This window comes from Methanococcus maripaludis C5, from assembly GCF_000016125.1.
Taxonomy (GTDB): Archaea; AGJL01; Methanococci; order Methanococcales; family Methanococcaceae; genus Methanococcus; species Methanococcus maripaludis_D.
The window spans coordinates 1539129-1556823 of the sequence record NC_009135.1 but is presented as its reverse complement, the minus strand read 5'-3'; the positions used below and the strand labels follow the sequence as shown (position 1 = coordinate 1556823).

Below are 17695 nucleotides of genomic sequence, written 5' to 3'. Positions count from 1 at the left end.
TGCACCTCCGCATGGATTAAAAAATGTATAAATATTAAATCATATAGAATATGAAAAAACAATATTTAAATATTTTGGTGAGCGGGTAACATGGAAGACTACACAAAAGCTGAAATTTTAATAGAAGCCCTGCCTTACATCTGTAAATTCCACGATCAAAAGTTTTTAATTAAGTATGGCGGCCATGCAATGGTAAACGAGCAGGCAAGGAGTTGGATCGCAAAAGACCTCGTACTTTTGAAATATGTCGGCATAAATCCAATAGTGGTACACGGAGGGGGCCCAGAAATCAATCGTGCAATGGAAAAAATGGGTAAAAAACCTGAATTTATTCACGGTCTTCGAGTAACTGATGAAGAAACACTTGACATTGTTAAAATGGTTCTTATTGGTAAAATAAACGGAGATATCGTTTCAAAATTAGAAAGATACGGTGGAAAAGCTGTTGGTCTTTCTGGAAAATCCGGCCAGTTAATTAAAGCGAAGAAAAAAATCCAGTATTTAATGAAAGACAGTCAAAAAATCGAAGTAGATCTTGGAATGGTTGGAGAAGTCGAACACGTAGATACTAAATTAATAGATATATTGGTTGAAAAAAGATACATTCCAGTAATTTCCCCAATTGGTGTGGATCATCAGGGAAATGATCTAAATTTAAACGCAGACATTGCTGCAGGAGATATCGCAGGTGCAATGGACGCTAAAAAACTTATAATGGTTACCGATGTCGACGGAATAATGGATGATGTAAATGATCAATCAACACTTCACAGAAGATTAACAATTTCACAAATTGAAGATATGATCGAAAAAGGACTTATTACTGGCGGAATGATTCCAAAAATTGAAGCATGTATCAATGCACTTGATAAAGGAGTTCAAAGTGTACACATTGTAAATGGAAAAACTCCTCACGCAGTTCTTCTGGAAATTTTCACAGAAGATGGTGTGGGTACAATGATTGTACGAGAATAACTTTCTTTTTTTAATTTTTTAAACTCCCTAAATTCTTCTTTTATTTGCAAAATATATCCCTTTATCGGACTATTTGGATTAAAAAAGATTCAAATTTTTAGATTTAAATTATCTTTATATATCAGGATAACCCATGTATTATTATCGGAAAAGGAATTCCGGTTCCTTCCGAAACGCACCAACCAAATCACTATATCGCACCATTAACCTTAAAATAGCCAAAAAACCATTAAAAACTCTTAAAAACCAAATAACCGAATTACCTTATTTTAAAATAAGGTAATTATACCCCTATTTGCAAAAAATTAAATGACCTCTAAAAATCGGAATATCATATATGCACTTATGCTTATTATTATATCAAATCTTAAATACTACAAAAGACCCGACGGGGTGTTTAAATGAAAAAAATCGAAGCTATCATCAGAATAGAAAGATTGGATATCGTAAAAGGCATTCTTTCTGAAAATGGCTTTTTAAGCTTAACTATTTCTGAAGTAAAAGGAAGAGGTGTTCAGGGTGGAATCACTGAACGATACAGGGGAACTGAATACGTGGTAGACCTACTTCCAAAAGTTAAACTTGAAATGGTAGTCGATGACAAGGACATCGAAGAAGTAATAACAATTATCCGTGAAAACGCAGAAACTGGAAAACCGGGAGACGGAAAAATCTTTATAATTCCTATTGAAGATGCAGTAAGAATCAGAACTGGAGAATCAGGTATAAAAGCTATTTAAATTAAAAAGTCAGGTGAAAATTATGGCAACAGCAGATTTATTTGCTGACCCAACAAACATCGTAACAGGGCTCAGTACATTGGCGACTTCCGGAGATGTAATGTTCTTAGTATTGATGGGAACACTCGTATTTGCAATGCAGTTAGGATTTGCACTTCTTGAAGGGGGTCAAGTCAGGAAGAAAAATGTTAACAACGTAATGATGAAAAACATGGCAGATTGGTTAATTGGGGCAGTGTCATGGCTCTTTATTGGATCAGTTCTTGCAGTGTCACTTGTTCCTGGAGACTTCTTCAGCTGGTGGGGACAGATCTTTACAACAAACTTTGCAGACAATGGAATAGACTTAGCAAACTGGTTCTTTGGGCTGGTATTCGCAGCAACTGCAGCTACAATCGTATCTGGTGGTGTTGCAGAAAGGATTAAATTCAAATCATACTTAATAATGTCTATAATCATAACTGCAGTGCTTTATCCACTGTTCGTATACCTTGGACCATGGGGTTCAGGAATGATTCCATTCAATGACTACGCTGGAAGTTTCATAGTACACGGTCTTGGTGGTTTCTTGGCACTTGGAGCAATTGCAGCTCTTGGACCAAGAATCGGAAAATTCGTTAACAAAAAACCAATTTCAATTCCGGGACATAACATCCCAATGTCTGTATTCGGGGCATTCGTTTTAGCAATCGGATGGTACGGATTTAATGTAGGAAGTTCACTTGCATTAGCAGATATTTCAGGATTAGTATGTGCAACAACAACACTTGCAATGGCAGGTGGGGGTATTGGGGCACTCCTCGCTTCAAAAGATGATGTATTATTCACAGCAAACGGTCTTGTTGCAGGTTTAGTTGCAATCTGTTCAGGAACTGATGTTGTAAGCCCTGTAGGAGCATTAGTAATCGGCCTTATAGCGGGAATTCAGGTACCAATCGTCTACAAAATCGTTGAAAAAATGGGACTTGATGATGTATGTGGTGTAGTTCCTGTACACGGCACAGCAGGTATTTTGGGAGGTATTTTAACAGGTATCTTTGGAATGGCCGCTCTTGGTGGTGCTGGTGGAGTAAGTTTGGTAAACCAGCTCATTGCAGCAGGATTAACTGTAGTATATGGTACAGGATTAGGATTCGGTCTCGGAAAAATAGTTGGTGGATTCACTGGCGGACTCAGAGTTACTGAAGAAGAAGAAAAAATGGGACTTGACCTTGCAGAACACAAATTGCCAGCTTACCCTGACGAATAACTAACTTTTCACTTTTTTCAATGAAAAATAGATAACATTATATATTTTTCAAAATATATTTTTCAAAGCGTTAAAAGTATTATGCTATTTTGGCGGTGTTAATATGAGAAAAATAGAAGCAATATTCAGACCTGAAAGACTCTTGGCGGTTAAAAATGCACTTTCAGAAGAAGGATTCATCAGTTTGACGTTAACGGAAGTAAAAGGAAGGGGAGTTCAGGGCGGAATCGTTGAAAGATACCGTGGAAACGAGTATTTGGTGGATTTACTTCCTAAGGTTAAAATTGAAATTGTTTCTAACGATAGCGATGTTGAAAAAATAGTAAAAATTATTTCTGAGAATGCTGTAACTGGAAAACCTGGCGACGGAAAAATCTTCGTAATCCCTGTCGAAGACGCAATAAGAATCAGAACCAATGAAAAAGGAAAAGATGCTATTTAAAATCTGAAAATCTTTTTTTATTCTTTTTTTTAAATATTCAAATTTATCTATTTTGCTAGGACTATTTATATCAGTTTTATTTTTAATAAGAATAAGAATTCCGGTTCCTATATCATACATTTTTCAAGGTATGGGTTTTCCTTAAATTATACAGTTTTCAACCTAAATTTCATTTTAGTTGGTTTGGTTAATAATGGTGCAACAATGAAGAAACTAGAAGCAATAATAAGAATGGAAAGATTAGGTCTCGTTAAAAATGCCCTTTACAAGAGTGGCCATGTTAGTTTAACGGTAACTGAAGTAAAAGGAAGAGGGGTTCAGGGTGGAGTAGTTGAACGATACCGTGGAACGGAACACGTGGTCGAAATACTCCCAAAAGTCAAGGTAGAACTTGTAATCAACGAAAAAGACGTAGATTCTGTAGTAAATATAATTGCAGAAAATGCGTATACGGGAAAACCCGGAGATGGAAAAATCTTCGTAATTCCTGTTGAAGACGTTTACCGGGTAAGAACTGGTGAAAGGGGTTCAGAGGCTATATAAAATTATTAAATTTTAATGGTGCGTAAATATGGTGACGGCAGATTTATTTAATAATCCATCAAATATCATGGATGCGTTAAACACGCTTGCAAACTCAAGCGATGTAATGTTTTTAATTTTTACTGGTGCTTTTATTTTCATAATGCACCTCGGATTTGCAATGCTCGAAGGCGGCCAGGTTCGAGAAAAGAACGTAAACAATGCAATGATGAAGAACATGGGCGACTGGATTATAGGATGTATTTCTTGGCTTTTAGTCGGTTCAGTAATTGCTAGAACATTAAACCCTGCAGAATTTGTTTTATGGTGGGGAAAAATTGCAAGTGCAACACCGTTCCTTACAAACAATGGATTTGAACTTGCAAACTGGTTTTTAGGGCTTGTATTTGCAGCAACCGCAGCAACTATCGTTGCAGGAGGAATTGCAGAGAGAATTAAATTTAAATCGTACATTTTAATTTCAATTGTAATAACAGCGTTATTATATCCACTTTTCGTGTATCTTGGACCATGGGGTGCAAGTATAATTCCATTCCACGACTACGCAGGAAGCTTGATGGTTCACGGAGTTGGTGGATTCTTAGCACTTGGTTTAATTGCAGCAATCGGTCCAAGGGTTGGAAGATTTGTAAACAAAAAAGCAATAACAATTCCCGGACACAACATCCCGATGTCAATTCTTGGAGCATATATTCTTGCATTTGGATGGTACGGATTTAACGTAGGAAGTTCACTTGCTTTAAGCGATATTTCCGGATTAGTATGTGCAACAACAACACTTGCAATGGCAGGTGGGGGTCTTGGAGGATGTTTATTCTCTAAAAACGATGTGTTATACACTGCAAACGGACTTCTTGCAGGAACTGTTGCAATCTGCGCAGGAACTGATATTGTAAGCCCACTTGGAGCTTTAATAATTGGATTCATTGCAGGTTCCCAAGTGCCAATGATCTTCAAATTTGTTGAAAAGTTGGGTCTTGATGATGTATGTGGTGTAATTCCAGTACACGCAACTTCTGGAGCTCTTGGTGCAATTTTAGCAGGGGTATTTGGAATGACTGCTTTTGGCGGTGCTGGCGGAATTAACCTTACAGAACAGATAATTGCAGTTTTAATATGTGCAGTTTATGGTACCGGTGCAGGATTCCTTTTAGGAAAAGTAATTGGCGCAGTTACCGGTGGATTAAGAGTTAAAGAAGATGAAGAAAGAGCTGGACTCGATCTTTCAATCCACAAACTCCCCGCATACCCAAAAGAAAACTAAATATTAATTTTTACTTTTTTAAAAATTTATTTTTATATTTTAAACTCAAAGTATTTTTTTATGAAAACATTCAATGAACAGTGCTACGACCTTTTAATGCAAATTACAAAAGGAAAAGTCACAACTTACAAGCTCATAGCTGAAGCCCTAAATACCAAAGCTTATCGGGCAGTTGGAAATGCAATGAAAAATAATCCAAACGTTTTAACAGTGCCGTGTCACCGAGTTGTAAATTCTAACGGCTACGTTGGCGGATATGTAAATGGGATCGAAAAAAAGATAGAACTTTTAAAAAATGAAGGAATATATATTTCCGATAATAAAATAATTAATCTAAGTGGCTATTTATTTAGATTTTAGTGTTATTATCGTTAGATCTTACTAGTGGATAGTTTCGAACGGTTTATGACAATATGGGATTTTAAATGTTTTTTTAACACATATTTGGTTTGGGGGATCATATATTCATTGTGGGGTATTGTCCACACAATATACTATGATTTTATGGTATATAAACGTTGCCTAATTGGGAATTTAATATATGCCATCAGTTTAAAAATTTAAAAAAGTCGAATTTTAATACCTTAAAATAGAGATACTAATACACATTATTTTGATCGGGGTGTTTTAATGGTCTTTGGAATATTTAAAAAGAAGAAAAAAACCGTTGAAGATTATTTAAACGATAAAAATATTCTCGAACTTATTTTAAATGATCATAAGGATTGCATACTTGATTTTACGTACAATTTTATATGGCAGAGTAATTTTGATATTAAAAGTGAAGTACAAAATGGAATATCTTACGAAAAATTAGTAAATCACATAAAAAATCCCGAAAATGTAGTTTATATTAACGGGGATGTAGGACACAGGTTTTGTAGTTCGATGGGTGCCGATTTAAAGTATTTTGGTGGAAGCGGAGGTAAAATTCAAACTGGAACCGTTATTGTTGATGGAAATATCGACACGAGGTTTGGAATAAGTATGGTTTCTGGAACTGTTTATTTAAATGAAAATTTTAAATTAAAAGAGCCCATTGGAAATATAATCGAAGTAGAAAGCGATATTTTAGGATATAAAAAATATATTTCGATAACTGAATTAATGGAATCAGAAACGAAAGAAAAAGTTCTAAAACCAAACGTTTTCAAAAATAATGAACTTATTTTAAATGATAATGTAATTCGAGATACAATTGGTGCGAGAATTGAAAATGGATCAAAAATAACTGTAAATGGAAATGTGGATTTGAGTACTGGAATTTTAATGAAAAATGGAACTGTTATAGTTAATGGAAAAGCTGGAAAAAATACCGGATCTGTGCTAAGGGGCGGAACTGTAATCATAAATGGAAATACTGGAGATTTCACGGCATCGGATATGATATCTGGAACAATAATTATTGATGGAAATGCAGGTAAATTTTTGGGATCAAAAAAGAAAAAAGGAGCAATTTATGCAAAAGATGGCTCAGCAATTCCTCCTTTAAAAAAACAATCATTAAATTCTAAGGATAAAGAAATAATTTCTAAAAATGGATTTTTTGGAGAATTTGTAAAATTTCAATAAGTATATTTAGATATATAAATATATTTTTCTAAAATAAAAAACGAGCTTCAGGCGGGGTTTGAACCCGCGGCCTCCTGCTTACCAAGCAGGCGCTCTACCAGGCTGAGCCACTGAAGCACGACTATTCAAACAATTTGCATATCAACTAACTCAAAAACAATATATAAACTTTTGGGTATCCATCCTATTTTGTATTAATTTTTTTATAAAACTTATTTAATCAAAGGATAACGTTTATTTTTAGAATTAAGTCTCATAAATTCTGGCAAAGCACTGTTTTAAACTCTTTTGAAAGAATGAATTTTACCGAAAACTTTATATATATTAATTCCAATCTAATTAGTGCAACTATTTAAAGAAGCCCAGTAGTGTAGTGGCCAATCATCCGTGCCTTTGGAGCATGGGACCGCGGTTCGAATCCGCGCTGGGCTACCATTTTTATTTTGGGCAAATTAATTTATAAATCTAGATATACTGTTTTAACATTTCAAAAAAAAATAAAAGTTATTCTAAAATTTCAAAGTCGATACCATGTCCAAATAAAAATAAAAGGTAGCTTGCAGGAATTTCTGTAGATTTATGGTTAAAAGTATCTCCTTTCAATGTTAACGGATCAATTTCCTGTTTTATATTTACATTGTACATTATTTTATGGAATTTGGAGAATACGCCATGATTTAATGGATCGAATTGATTACTTTTCAATGAACTATAAGTTATCTCTTTTACCATCAGTCCCGTATATCCGTGAAGCGATCCAATCGTTCTGAGAAGCCGGATATCGTCATCCATAACCTTTTCGTCGAGTTCAAGCCTGCTTTTTACTTTATCGATAGTTTCGTATATTTTTCGTCTTGTAGTATCTTTTCTGGTATCTATTTCGGTTTTCCAATCTGAATTTTTTTCAAACTTTTTTGTTGCAATCTTGTTTTTCTTAAATTCGCTTATCAAGATATTTTTCCAGCGACTTCCCATATTCCTTAAATTTAGATTTTTTCCTAAAATATATTCAATAAAGTACCGTCTTTCGTTTTTTCCCCATTTTTCTATTTTTTTAAGCAATTCGGGGTCTTCTGGTTTTAAATATATGTGGTAGCCCCTGTTTCCAGTAAATACAATTTTCAAATCTTTTTCAGAGAGTCCAAAGTCAGGAAACAAGAAATCTTCGATTAAAATTAAGACCTGATTTCTAGCCTCACCCAAACACTCTTCGCATATCCAGGAATCGTCATGAGTACACTTTTCAGTTTTATGCGTATCTATATCGAATGCAACTTCTCGTTTAAACAATCCTTTTTTTGCAGCCCCTCCAACTAAATCGGGGTATTCCATATAAGAAAGTGATTTATACAGGTGAAATGGGGATTCTTTTAAAACCCAGGTTAAATATTCGCCTTCGGTATTAAATGAAATGTTTCTATTGTCTACTTTTTTCAGCATCCCGTAACCAATCTCTCGATGTGGCAAATCATCTGGAATTTCAAGCCACTTTCTAACTTTTATGGCGTATTCAAAATATTGTTTATAGAGGCTCGAAACTTCGTTAAAAATCTTATTGGCGGCAGGATTTTCATTCATAATTTCACATAACGCTTATTTAATCAAATTAACTTTAAATAATATTGTGATTATCTATAATTAAACTTATCTTTTAAAAATGATTTTTTATTTTTATTTAATTATGGTGTGAAAATGATTTTGGGAGTAGATATTGGTGGAGCAAATACAAAAATAACAGAACTCCACGAAAACGGCGAATTTAAAGTTCACCACCTTTATTTTCCAATGTGGAAGAACAACGATAAATTAGCAGAAGTTTTAAAGACGTATTCAAAAGATGTATTCCATGTAGCACTTGTTACAACCGCAGAACTTGCAGATTCTTATGAAACGAAAAAAGAAGGCGTAGATAATATACTAACTGCCGTAGAATCTGCTTTTGGTAAAAATATATCTGTTTTTGATAGCGATGGAAATTTTATTTCTCTTGAAGATGCCAGAGAAACTTACATGAAAGTTTCTGCATCTAACTGGTGCGGAACTGCAAAATGGGTTTCAAAAAATATCGAAAAAAACTGTATTTTAGTTGATATGGGCTCAACAACCACGGATATTATCCCTATTGTGGATGGGAGAGTGGTTGCGGAAAAAACAGATCTCGAAAGGCTAATGAATCAGGAATTATTATATGTCGGAACTCTTAGGACTCCAATTTCACACCTTGGAAACATAATAATGTTCAAAGGCGTTAATACAAATGTTTCTTCAGAATATTTTGCAATAACTGCGGATATTTCGGTAATTTTAGAAAAAGTAACACCTGAAGAATACACTTGCGACACACCTGACGGCAAAGGAACAGATAAAAGAAGCAGTCTTATCAGGATTTCAAAAGTTTTATGTTCTGATTTAAATCAGATTTCAGAAAGTGACGCAGAAAACATCGCGAAAACCTATTATGAATTGTGGACAGATTTAATTTTAAAAAATGTAGCGGCAGTCGCGGAAAAGTATGGCCTTAAAAAGGTCGTAATAACAGGACTTGGAGAAAATGTTTTAAAAGATGCATTAGCGGATTTTGAAGTAATTTCTGTCGCAGAAAAATATGGAAAAGACGTATCTCTTGCAACTCCGAGTTTTGCAGTTGCAGAACTTCTCAAAAGTGAACTCCACTAACCCAAATTTATTCTTACATTAATTTTCACAATAAAGTTTATAACTATTTAGTAGATATATTGAATAAATTTTAGATTACAATTTTTTACAGTTAAACTAAAAAACGGAAAAATAAAACACAGGTGATACCAATGCAAGAAAAAATTGCAGTTTTGGCATATTCTGGAGGGCTTGACACGAGCTGCTGTTTAAAATTACTCGAAGACAAATACGACTACAAAGTAATTTCAGTAGCAGTTGACGTAGGCCAGCCTGAAGAAGATTTAATAGAGCCAGAAGAAAAAGCAAAAAAATTTGGTGTATTAAAACACTATACAATCGATGCAAAAGAAGAATTTGCAAAAGATTACATTTTCAGAGCTATTAAAGCAAATGCGCTTTATGAAGGCTACCCATTATCAACAGCGTTAGCAAGACCTTTAATTGCCATAAAAATTGCAGAACTTGCAGAAGAAGTTGGAGCAAGTGCAATTTCACACGGATGTACTGGAAAAGGAAACGATCAGTTCAGATTTGAATCAGTAATGAGAGCAAAAACACCTGAAATTGAAATTGTAGCACCAATTAGAGATTTAAACCTTACAAGAACTGAAGAAATAGAATATGCTAAAGAAAAAGGAATTCCCGTTCCAGTGGATTTGGAAAAACCATTCAGTATCGATGAAAACTTATGGGGAAGAAGCATCGAAGGTGGAATTTTAGAAAACCCCATGACAGAAACTCCAAAAGAATGTTTTGCATGGACTGTTGATCCAACAGATGCACAGGACAAAGAAGAATACGTAGAAATTGAATTTGAAGAAGGCGTTCCTGTAGCAATCAACGGGGATTCATTAGCACCAGTTTCACTAATAAGAAAAGCAAACGAAATTGCTGGAAAAAACGGTGTTGGTAGAGTAGATATCGTTGAAGATAGAGTTTTAGGGTTGAAATCAAGAGAAAACTACGAATGCCCAGGTGCAATGCTTTTAATAACTGCGCACAAAGCTCTCGAACAGCTCGTTTTAACAAGAGAAGAAATCGTATTCAAAGAAATGGTTGATTCAAAATACGCAGATTTAATCTACAAAGGACTTTGGCACGAACCATTAAGACTTGATTTAGATGCGTTTGTTGATAAAACACAAACAAGAATGAACGGAAAAGTTGTTGTAAAACTCTACAAGGGTTCAATGAGAATTGTTGGAAGAGAAAGCAAAGATGCAATCTACAACGAAGAAATGGTTTCATTTGAAAACAAAGAAATGGACCAGAGAGAAATTGTTGGAATGGTTAAATTCCACGGTCTTCAAGCAGCAATCTACGAAGGATTAACAAGAAAATAATTACTTTTTTAATTATTTTTTTCAATACGTTTATTTTAAAATCATTTTTAAATTTTCACGTGATATTATGAATATTTTTAGCTCAAAAGGCACCATAAAGTATGATAAAGAAAAAATAATCAAATTAAGCGCAGAAATGTTCCCTGACGATCTCTGTGAACAGTGTGGAAGGTGCTGTATTATCCACGTTTTTAATTCAACTGAGTGCAGCGAACCCGAAGTTGTATACTGCAAAAATCTCGATACCGAAACAAAGCGCTGTAAAATCTATAAAAATAGGTTCAAAAAAGAAAAAGAATGCCTTTCAATGCTCGAAGCGATAATGGTTTCTGCACTTCCAAAAGACTGTCCTTATGTCAAAAAGTATGAATCTTACGAAGAACCATGGTTTTACGACTGTTTAAGGTCAAAATCAAAAGATTAAAGACAAAATGTCGTAAAAGATGTGGATTAAAATCGTAGTGGATGTTGATTTTCTCTCTTTTATCATTCCGAGGATGTAGCTTATTATAAATACATCCAGAAGTACCATTGATGACAGATATTGTGCATGAAGCGCCGCAAAAAGGAAACTTGTATATATATTTCCAAATCGCGGCTGCAATGCCCCTCTAAACATCAATTCTTCACTTATTCCAACTATTATTGATAAAAATACTATTTTTAATGGCGTAGATGCCGAAGTTTTTATCGTACTTACTACTTCGTTAACATTTGAACTTTCAATAACGGCCTGTTCTGCAATCTGTTCTGAAATTACCGGGTCCATTGACTGGAAAAGATATGTAAAAAAGTCAAAAAGACCCCATATAAATTTATCAACCACGAAGAGAAGCATTACTCCAAAAATTGCGTATTTTAAGGACGGAATTTTTATGTCAAGCCTTTTAATAGACTGTTTTAAATTTTTTCTCGTTCCAAATCCTATTCCAACGAAAGCATAAACTAAAATTATGAGTTGAAATGCGGCAAGATCGAGTATTTCTAAAAAATCTGTAAGGGTGATTATAAGGCCTGCTCCCGATGCAAAAGCGATCACAGGATTTAACAAAATGTATATAGAAAGCGAAACTGAAATCTTATGAATCGGATTATCAAACGAGAGATCCATTTTTAGAAGTTTTGTAAATTTTTCAAAAAAACCCTGATTTCTAATTAGTAAAACACTCAAAAAAGAAACTGCATAGACTGAAAGTCCAAAAACGTAATTTACATCTGACATGAAATATATCGAAAAGAAAAGTACTGATAAATTAAAAACAAAAATAAGGTCAAGTGTACGTTTTTCAATAAGTTCCAGACTAAATGCTCGAATTAAATTGATCCAGTATATTACTAGACTTATAAAAAAATAAAAGAATCGAATTAGTGATTCGATCATCTGTATCACTGCTTAATTACTGGGGTTTCCGATAAAAGCCCACAGGTATTAAGGGAAGACGAGAAACACTTATACTCTTTCTGCAAAAGCGAATTTTTCTTTTACAGCGGTAACTTTAACTTTGATAACGCTACCTTTTTCTGCGTTAGGTACGAAAACAACGAATCCATCGATTCTAGCGATTCCGTCTCCACCTTTACCCATGTCTTCAATTGATACTTCGTATTCTTTTCCTGCTTCTACAGGAACATTTTTCATTGCGGGTTTACCGAAAGCCATATTTATTCACCTAGTATTATATACATCTCTTATTGATGCAATATTACACTGCTTTTGATACTATATATAAGTATCTGAATTCATCATTTGAGAACTTAATATTGGATATGTTTTAAATTTCAAAACAATTTATCGGTGGTTAAATGATTAGAGAAGTATTCTCCTCAATTATGGGTGAAGGGAAGTTTATCGGCAAGAGATTCATTTTTGTGAGATTTAAGGAATGCCCACTTGACTGCATATATTGTGACGAGCCAAATGCTCCGGGTGGAACTGCAAGAGTCGAAGAAGTTTCCGGATCAGGCGACTTTATGGAATATCTGGAACTTGAACACGAACTTATTGATATCATCGAAAAATTGAGAACTCCTGATCTTTTTGCAGTTTCGTTTACTGGAGGGGAACCCCTATTATATTCAAATAAAATAAAACAGTATTCCGAAATTTTAAAGCATAAAGGTTATAAAACATTTTTAGAGAGTAACGGAATGTTTCCAGAAAGATTGGATAGCTACGATTACGCTTCAATCGATATAAAATTGCCAGAACACTTTGAAAATAAAGAGGACGAGTTCTGGTATGATTTGTATTCAAAAGAACTTGAAACAATCGAAAGACTTTACTTGGCAGGAACTGACGTTTACGCAAAAATTGTAGTGTTTGAAGAAACTTCCGAAGAATTAATCGAAAGAATTGCAAGAGATTTATCAAAAATAGGAAATATAACGCTCTGCATTCAGCCGGTTTCTCCAACTGACAAAATAAAGGCAACGACTTCAAAGAAAAAGTTATTTGAATTAATGGCAATTTGCGGAAGATACGTGGATGTAATGTGCACGCCGCAAATCCACAAATGGATGGGGATGCTTTAATTCACATTTTTACTACTTTTTTATGTAATATGCCTTTTTTAATAGTTTTATACCTAAAAATGAACACACTGTTATTTTTTATTAATTTAATCGAAATATACTAATAATATAAAAATATATTATTTGGTAATATGGTGATATCATGAAAAAAGAACTCATACTTAAGGCTTTAAAATTGAGAGATATGGGTTTTCCAAGCGGAGATATTGCAGAAGAACTAAATATCTCAGTTAAAACGGCATTATATCTTACACTAAATGGTGAAGAACTATTAAAGGCCGGAGAAACTCCAAAAGAAGATTCTGAAAAGTTAGATATCTTTTTAGAATGGGATAATGTTAGGGCTTCATCAAGAAGGCTCAGGAATATTTCAAAAATAATCTGCGACATGCTCTCAGATGTTGAATTCGACGGCATTGTTGGAATTTCTTCGGGAGGAGTTCCACTTGCAACATTAATCTCAGATGAACTCGATAAAAATTTCTCAATATACGTTCCCAAAAAACACGTACACACCGAAAAAGAGAAAACAACAGGATTCATCGGTCAAAACATGTCCAGCATTGTTGGAAAAGACGTTATTATTGTTGACGACGTAATGACTTCAGGAAATTCCGTAAAAGAAACAATAAAATATTTAAAAGGCATTGCTAACCCTAAAAAAGTATTTGTGGTCATGGATAAAAGTGGAATCGATGAAATTGACGGCGTTAAAATAGAACACCTGTTTAGAACTGGTGTCGTCGATATTAAAAAATAATATTTTATATTTTTTAAATAATTGACTAATTATCTGGGTTAATCTCTAAAAAGTAACTTTTTCAGAGTATTTTGGCTCTTTTATATTCAATAATGTATATAAATGACTTTTTTCATAATAGGATAACCTAAAGTTGGAGGCTTATCATGTGCGGAATTATCGGATTTATGAGTAGAACTGGAAGACTTATCAGTGGAGACAGGATTGCTACAGCCTTGAATTGTTTAAAGGAAAGAGGAAACGGTGAAGGTTCAGGGTATGTGGGATATGGAATTTATCCTGACTATAAGGATGACTATGCAATACATGTTTTTTTAGATGCAACCAAAGATTACGACAGAATAAGACACGAAGTCGAAGAAGTTCTTGTGAAATACGGCTACATCTTAAAAGACGAAGAAATTCCAACGGAAGAAGGAATTATCAAACAAGAACAGGTCTCATGGAGATTTTTCTACAGGTTTGATGAAAAATACAAAACTGTCGAAGAAGATTTAATGGTGGATATCGTAATGGATATCAACGCTAAAATCGACGGAGCATTTGTATTTTCAAGCGGTAAAAACATGGGCGTATTTAAAGCTGCTGCATGGCCATTAGAGGTCGCAGAATACTTTAAAATTGACCAGTACAAAGGTTTCCAGTGGCTTTCACATGCAAGATACCCTACAAACACGAAAGGATGGTGGGGAGGCGCGCACCCATTCAACCTATTGGGATGGTCTGTAGTTCACAACGGAGAAATTACAAGCTACGGGGCAAACAAAAGATACGTTGAAAGTTTCGGATATAAATGTAAACTTTTAACCGACACAGAAGTTGTAGCATATCTCTTCGATTTACTCATCAGGAAACACAAAATCCCTGTAGAATATGCAATGAGTGCATTAGCTCCAAGATTCTGGGACGAAATCGAGATTATGTCAGAAGAAGATAAAAAGATTCATGAAGCAATCCGTATGACCTACGGCGGTGCAACAATGAACGGTCCTTTCGGAATTGTTGTAGGGACACAAGAAGGAATGGTGTTCATGAACGGCGAAGTCGAAGAAGGAAATACAATGGTTGGTTTGACTGACAGAATTAAATTAAGACCATTAGTTGCGGCAGAAAAAGATGACTTGTTATTTGTATCAAGTGAAGAATCAGCAATTAGGAAAATATGTCCTGAATTGGATCGAGTATGGATGCCAGATGCAGGAAGAATGGTTATCGCAAAATTGGAGAAAAAAATTTAATTTAAGTAATAATTAGGTGAGAAATATGATACCTTCAACAGTTCCGCCAAAATACAAAGTTTTTGTGGATCCAGAAAGATGTATGCTTTGTGAACGATGTACTACCGAATGTTCATGGGGCGTTTACCGAAGACAGGGAAATAAAATTTTAACTTACCCTAACAGATGTGGAGCATGTTTAAGATGTGTTTCTTTGTGTCCTAGAGATGCTATTACAGTTACATTAAATCAATCATGCGGCAGGGAACATCCTGTATGGACACCTGAGGTAAAACAGGATGTTGTAACACAGGCGAAATCAGGATGTATTCTATTAAGCGGTATGGGTAATGCAAAAGAGTACCCGATATACTTCGATAAGATTGTTCTTGATGCATGTCAGGTAACGAATCCTTCAATAGATCCATTGAGAGAACCGATGGAACTTAGAACCTACGTTGGTAAAAAACCAGAAAAATTAGAATTTGACTACGTTGAAGAAGAAGTTGACGGTAAAAAGGTCAAAAAAGCAAAATTAAAAACAAAAATTGCTCCAAATATTAAATTGAATACCCCAATAATGATCGGACACATGTCATACGGTGCACTTTCATTAAATGCCCACAAAGCAATGGCAAAAGCTGTAAAAGAATGTGGAACGTTCATGGGAACTGGTGAAGGTGGACTTCACAGGGATTTGTACGGATATTCAGACAGCATCATCACGCAGGTTGCAAGCGGTAGATTTGGTGTAAACAGCGAATATTTAAACAAAGGGGCTGCAATCGAGATTAAAATCGGTCAGGGTGCAAAACCTGGAATCGGAGGACACTTGCCTGGAGAAAAAGTGTCAGCAGAAGTTTCAATGACAAGAATGATACCTCAAGGTTCAGACGCAATTTCACCAGCACCTCACCACGACATTTACTCAATTGAAGATCTTGCACAGCTTATCAGAAGTTTAAAAGAATCTACAAGATGGAAAATGCCAGTATTTGTTAAAATTTCAGCAGTACACAACGTAGCAGCAATTGCAAATGGTATTGCAACATCAGACGCAGATGCAGTAGTTATCGATGGATTCAAAGGTGGAACTGGTGCAGCACCTAAGGTATTCAGAGACAATGTTGGTATTCCAATCGAAGTTGCAATCGCAGCAGTAGATGACAGGCTCAGGGAGCAAGGAAACAGACATAAAATAAGCATCATTGCAAGTGGAGGTATTAGAAACTCCGCTGATGTATTCAAGTCAATTGCACTTGGTGCTGATGCAGTGTACATTGGAACCGCTGCAATGGTTGCAATGGGCTGTACCGTATGTGGAAGATGCTACACAGGACAGTGTGCATGGGGTATTGCAACCCAGAAACCTGAACTCGTAAAAAGATTAGAAGTGGAAGATGGTGCAAGAAGAGTCGCTAATTTAATACACGCATGGACTCATGAAATTCAGGAATTACTCGGAGCTGCAGGAATTAACTCCATAGAAAGTCTCAGAGGAAACAGAGACAGATTAAGGGGCGTAGGACTCAGCGAGATCGAATTAAATACATTAGGAATAAAACAGGCGGGAATGTAAGGCCAGTCTAGGTGAAAGAATGAAAGAACTTAAAATTGACGCCAAGGACATGGACTACAGGGAATTAAACGAGAAAATCCACGAAGTCTTGGACGAAAACAAAGACTTGGAAAAATTGGTACTTGAAAACATTTTAGGCCAGAGATTTATTGGAAACGGAGTTTCAAGAAAAGATTTAACAATAATCGTAAACGGAGTTCCTGGTGGAGACCTCGGAATGTTTATGAAAGGCCCTAAGGTAGTTGTAAATGGAAATGCTGACCATGCTCCTGGAAACACAATGGATGAAGGATTTGTTGTAATTCACGGAAGCAGCGGGGATGTAACCGGCCACTCGATGAGGGGCGGAAAAGTTTACGTTCAAGGAAATGTTGGATACAGAAGTGGAATCCACATGAAAGAATACAAATACAAATTCCCTGTTTTAGTTATCGGTGGGGCTGCAAAAGACTTCCTTGGAGAATACATGGCTGGAGGAATTATTTTAAACTTCAACATGGATAAAGAAGATACTGAGAATATCGAAGGAAGAATGATTGCAACAGGAATTCACGGCGGTGTAATTTACATCAGAGGAATTGTTGAAAGTTCCCAACTCGGAATTGCAGCAGATATCAAGGAATTTACAGAAGAAGACATTGAAAAAATTACTCCATACATCGAAGAATTCTGTGCAGAATTTGGTTATTCTGATGAAATCAAAGAAAAACTTATCAATTCGAAATATACAAAAATCGCTCCAATTTCAAGCAGGCCATTCCAGAAACTGTACACACCTGATTTGAGATAATTACAATACTTTAAGAGATTTAGGTGGAAAT

General features: G+C 35.1%; 19 protein-coding genes and 2 tRNA genes. 17 read left to right on the top strand and 4 right to left on the bottom strand.

Features of this window, described 5'->3' with window-relative positions; genetic code table 11:
* The first annotated feature begins 90 nt into the window (after positions 1-90).
* The 8 genes from argB to MMARC5_RS08200 all read left to right on the top strand — a co-directional run bounded on the left by argB (position 91) and on the right by MMARC5_RS08200 (position 6785).
* On the top strand, positions 91-975 hold the full coding sequence (gene argB / locus MMARC5_RS08235) for an acetylglutamate kinase (protein WP_011869358.1): 885 nt from the start codon (positions 91-93) through the stop codon (positions 973-975).
* A gap of 401 nt (positions 976-1376) precedes the next feature.
* On the top strand, positions 1377-1715 hold the full coding sequence (locus MMARC5_RS08230; RefSeq protein ID WP_011869357.1) for a P-II family nitrogen regulator: 339 nt from the start codon (positions 1377-1379) through the stop codon (positions 1713-1715).
* A gap of 22 nt (positions 1716-1737) precedes the next feature.
* A complete protein-coding gene (locus tag MMARC5_RS08225) occupies positions 1738-2964 on the top strand; it encodes an ammonium transporter (RefSeq protein ID WP_011869356.1) in 1227 nt (408 codons plus the stop codon).
* A 103-nt stretch (positions 2965-3067) separates the two neighbouring features.
* A complete protein-coding gene (locus MMARC5_RS08220; protein WP_011869355.1) occupies positions 3068-3406 on the top strand; it encodes a P-II family nitrogen regulator in 339 nt (112 codons plus the stop codon).
* A 204-nt stretch (positions 3407-3610) separates the two neighbouring features.
* Positions 3611-3949 (top strand): P-II family nitrogen regulator, encoded by a 339-nt coding sequence (locus tag MMARC5_RS08215; protein ID WP_011869354.1) that lies wholly within the window; start codon positions 3611-3613, stop codon positions 3947-3949.
* 28 nt (positions 3950-3977) lie between these two features.
* The gene (locus MMARC5_RS08210; RefSeq protein WP_011869353.1) at positions 3978-5213 is read left to right on the top strand and encodes an ammonium transporter; all 1236 of its coding nucleotides are present in this window, start codon (positions 3978-3980) and stop codon (positions 5211-5213) included.
* Between the two features lie 60 nt (positions 5214-5273).
* A complete protein-coding gene (locus MMARC5_RS08205; protein WP_011869352.1) occupies positions 5274-5573 on the top strand; it encodes an MGMT family protein in 300 nt (99 codons plus the stop codon).
* A gap of 270 nt (positions 5574-5843) precedes the next feature.
* Complete coding sequence (locus MMARC5_RS08200; protein ID WP_011869351.1) at positions 5844-6785, top strand: tributyrin esterase; 942 nt, start codon at positions 5844-5846, stop codon at positions 6783-6785.
* Between the two features lie 43 nt (positions 6786-6828).
* Here the strand turns inward: MMARC5_RS08200 and MMARC5_RS08195 are convergent.
* A tRNA-Thr gene (locus MMARC5_RS08195) sits at positions 6829-6902 on the bottom strand.
* Between the two features lie 242 nt (positions 6903-7144).
* Here MMARC5_RS08195 and MMARC5_RS08190 point away from each other — a divergent pair.
* A tRNA-Gln gene (locus tag MMARC5_RS08190) sits at positions 7145-7220 on the top strand.
* Positions 7221-7289: 69 nt separating this feature from the next.
* Here MMARC5_RS08190 and priS read toward each other — a convergent pair.
* Complete coding sequence (priS, locus tag MMARC5_RS08185; protein WP_011869350.1) at positions 7290-8363, bottom strand: DNA primase catalytic subunit PriS; 1074 nt, start codon at positions 8361-8363, stop codon at positions 7290-7292.
* 114 nt (positions 8364-8477) lie between these two features.
* On the opposite strand from priS, the gene mfnF reads away from it, so the two are divergent.
* The 3 genes from mfnF (at position 8478) to MMARC5_RS08170 (ending at position 11210) form a co-directional block, all read left to right on the top strand.
* Positions 8478-9461 carry a (4-{4-[2-(gamma-L-glutamylamino)ethyl]phenoxymethyl}furan-2-yl)methanamine synthase gene (gene mfnF / locus MMARC5_RS08180; protein ID WP_011869349.1) on the top strand — a complete coding sequence of 328 codons (984 nt, stop codon included), beginning with the start codon at positions 8478-8480 and terminating at the stop codon, positions 9459-9461.
* Positions 9462-9592: 131 nt separating this feature from the next.
* Positions 9593-10786 (top strand): argininosuccinate synthase, encoded by a 1194-nt coding sequence (locus tag MMARC5_RS08175; protein ID WP_011869348.1) that lies wholly within the window; start codon positions 9593-9595, stop codon positions 10784-10786.
* Between the two features lie 67 nt (positions 10787-10853).
* Positions 10854-11210 (top strand): CxxCxxCC domain-containing protein, encoded by a 357-nt coding sequence (locus MMARC5_RS08170; protein ID WP_011869347.1) that lies wholly within the window; start codon positions 10854-10856, stop codon positions 11208-11210.
* On the opposite strand, the gene MMARC5_RS08165 is transcribed toward MMARC5_RS08170, so the two are convergent.
* Together MMARC5_RS08165 and MMARC5_RS08160 are read right to left on the bottom strand one after the other, a co-directional pair.
* Complete coding sequence (locus MMARC5_RS08165; protein WP_011869346.1) at positions 11199-12167, bottom strand: CPBP family intramembrane glutamic endopeptidase; 969 nt, start codon at positions 12165-12167, stop codon at positions 11199-11201. The two genes, MMARC5_RS08170 and MMARC5_RS08165, sit on opposite strands and share 12 nt — an antisense overlap.
* A gap of 69 nt (positions 12168-12236) precedes the next feature.
* Positions 12237-12446: a TRAM domain-containing protein gene (locus MMARC5_RS08160; protein ID WP_011869345.1), complete on the bottom strand. Its 210-nt coding sequence runs from the start codon at positions 12444-12446 to the stop codon at positions 12237-12239.
* A 143-nt stretch (positions 12447-12589) separates the two neighbouring features.
* Here MMARC5_RS08160 and MMARC5_RS08155 point away from each other — a divergent pair, with 143 nt between their 5' ends.
* From MMARC5_RS08155 to MMARC5_RS08135, 5 genes are all read left to right on the top strand, one after another.
* On the top strand, positions 12590-13318 hold the full coding sequence (locus MMARC5_RS08155; RefSeq protein ID WP_011869344.1) for a 7-carboxy-7-deazaguanine synthase QueE: 729 nt from the start codon (positions 12590-12592) through the stop codon (positions 13316-13318).
* Positions 13319-13460: 142 nt separating this feature from the next.
* The gene (locus tag MMARC5_RS08150) at positions 13461-14078 is read left to right on the top strand and encodes an orotate phosphoribosyltransferase-like protein (protein ID WP_011869343.1); all 618 of its coding nucleotides are present in this window, start codon (positions 13461-13463) and stop codon (positions 14076-14078) included.
* Positions 14079-14224: 146 nt separating this feature from the next.
* On the top strand, positions 14225-15316 hold the full coding sequence (locus MMARC5_RS08145) for a class II glutamine amidotransferase (RefSeq protein ID WP_011869342.1): 1092 nt from the start codon (positions 14225-14227) through the stop codon (positions 15314-15316).
* Positions 15317-15341: 25 nt separating this feature from the next.
* On the top strand, positions 15342-16874 hold the full coding sequence (locus MMARC5_RS08140; protein WP_011869341.1) for a glutamate synthase-related protein: 1533 nt from the start codon (positions 15342-15344) through the stop codon (positions 16872-16874).
* 19 nt (positions 16875-16893) lie between these two features.
* Entirely contained in the window at positions 16894-17664 is a 771-nt protein-coding gene (locus MMARC5_RS08135; RefSeq protein WP_011869340.1) for a GltB/FmdC/FwdC-like GXGXG domain-containing protein, read from the top strand.
* Positions 17665-17695 lie beyond the last annotated feature (31 nt).

Bases quoted from the DNA above. Each gene is read 5' to 3' on its own strand.
- MMARC5_RS08150 (WP_011869343.1), top strand. From the start codon at position 13,461: ATGAAAAAAGAACTCATACTTAAGGCTTTAAAATTGAGAGATATGGGT.
- MMARC5_RS08135 (WP_011869340.1), top strand. From the start codon at position 16,894: ATGAAAGAACTTAAAATTGACGCCAAGGACATGGACTACAGGGAATTA.
- MMARC5_RS08175 (WP_011869348.1), top strand. From the start codon at position 9,593: ATGCAAGAAAAAATTGCAGTTTTGGCATATTCTGGAGGGCTTGACACG.
- MMARC5_RS08210 (WP_011869353.1), top strand. From the start codon at position 3,978: ATGGTGACGGCAGATTTATTTAATAATCCATCAAATATCATGGATGCG.
- MMARC5_RS08170 (WP_011869347.1), top strand. From the start codon at position 10,854: ATGAATATTTTTAGCTCAAAAGGCACCATAAAGTATGATAAAGAAAAA.
- priS (WP_011869350.1), bottom strand. From the start codon at position 8,363: ATGAATGAAAATCCTGCCGCCAATAAGATTTTTAACGAAGTTTCGAGC.
- MMARC5_RS08225 (WP_011869356.1), top strand. From the start codon at position 1,738: ATGGCAACAGCAGATTTATTTGCTGACCCAACAAACATCGTAACAGGG.
- MMARC5_RS08140 (WP_011869341.1), top strand. From the start codon at position 15,342: ATGATACCTTCAACAGTTCCGCCAAAATACAAAGTTTTTGTGGATCCA.
- MMARC5_RS08205 (WP_011869352.1), top strand. From the start codon at position 5,274: ATGAAAACATTCAATGAACAGTGCTACGACCTTTTAATGCAAATTACA.
- MMARC5_RS08215 (WP_011869354.1), top strand. From the start codon at position 3,611: ATGAAGAAACTAGAAGCAATAATAAGAATGGAAAGATTAGGTCTCGTT.
- MMARC5_RS08220 (WP_011869355.1), top strand. From the start codon at position 3,068: ATGAGAAAAATAGAAGCAATATTCAGACCTGAAAGACTCTTGGCGGTT.
- MMARC5_RS08230 (WP_011869357.1), top strand. From the start codon at position 1,377: ATGAAAAAAATCGAAGCTATCATCAGAATAGAAAGATTGGATATCGTA.
- MMARC5_RS08200 (WP_011869351.1), top strand. From the start codon at position 5,844: ATGGTCTTTGGAATATTTAAAAAGAAGAAAAAAACCGTTGAAGATTAT.
- MMARC5_RS08165 (WP_011869346.1), bottom strand. From the start codon at position 12,167: ATGATCGAATCACTAATTCGATTCTTTTATTTTTTTATAAGTCTAGTA.
- MMARC5_RS08155 (WP_011869344.1), top strand. From the start codon at position 12,590: ATGATTAGAGAAGTATTCTCCTCAATTATGGGTGAAGGGAAGTTTATC.
- mfnF (WP_011869349.1), top strand. From the start codon at position 8,478: ATGATTTTGGGAGTAGATATTGGTGGAGCAAATACAAAAATAACAGAA.
- MMARC5_RS08145 (WP_011869342.1), top strand. From the start codon at position 14,225: ATGTGCGGAATTATCGGATTTATGAGTAGAACTGGAAGACTTATCAGT.
- MMARC5_RS08160 (WP_011869345.1), bottom strand. From the start codon at position 12,446: ATGGCTTTCGGTAAACCCGCAATGAAAAATGTTCCTGTAGAAGCAGGA.
- argB (WP_011869358.1), top strand. From the start codon at position 91: ATGGAAGACTACACAAAAGCTGAAATTTTAATAGAAGCCCTGCCTTAC.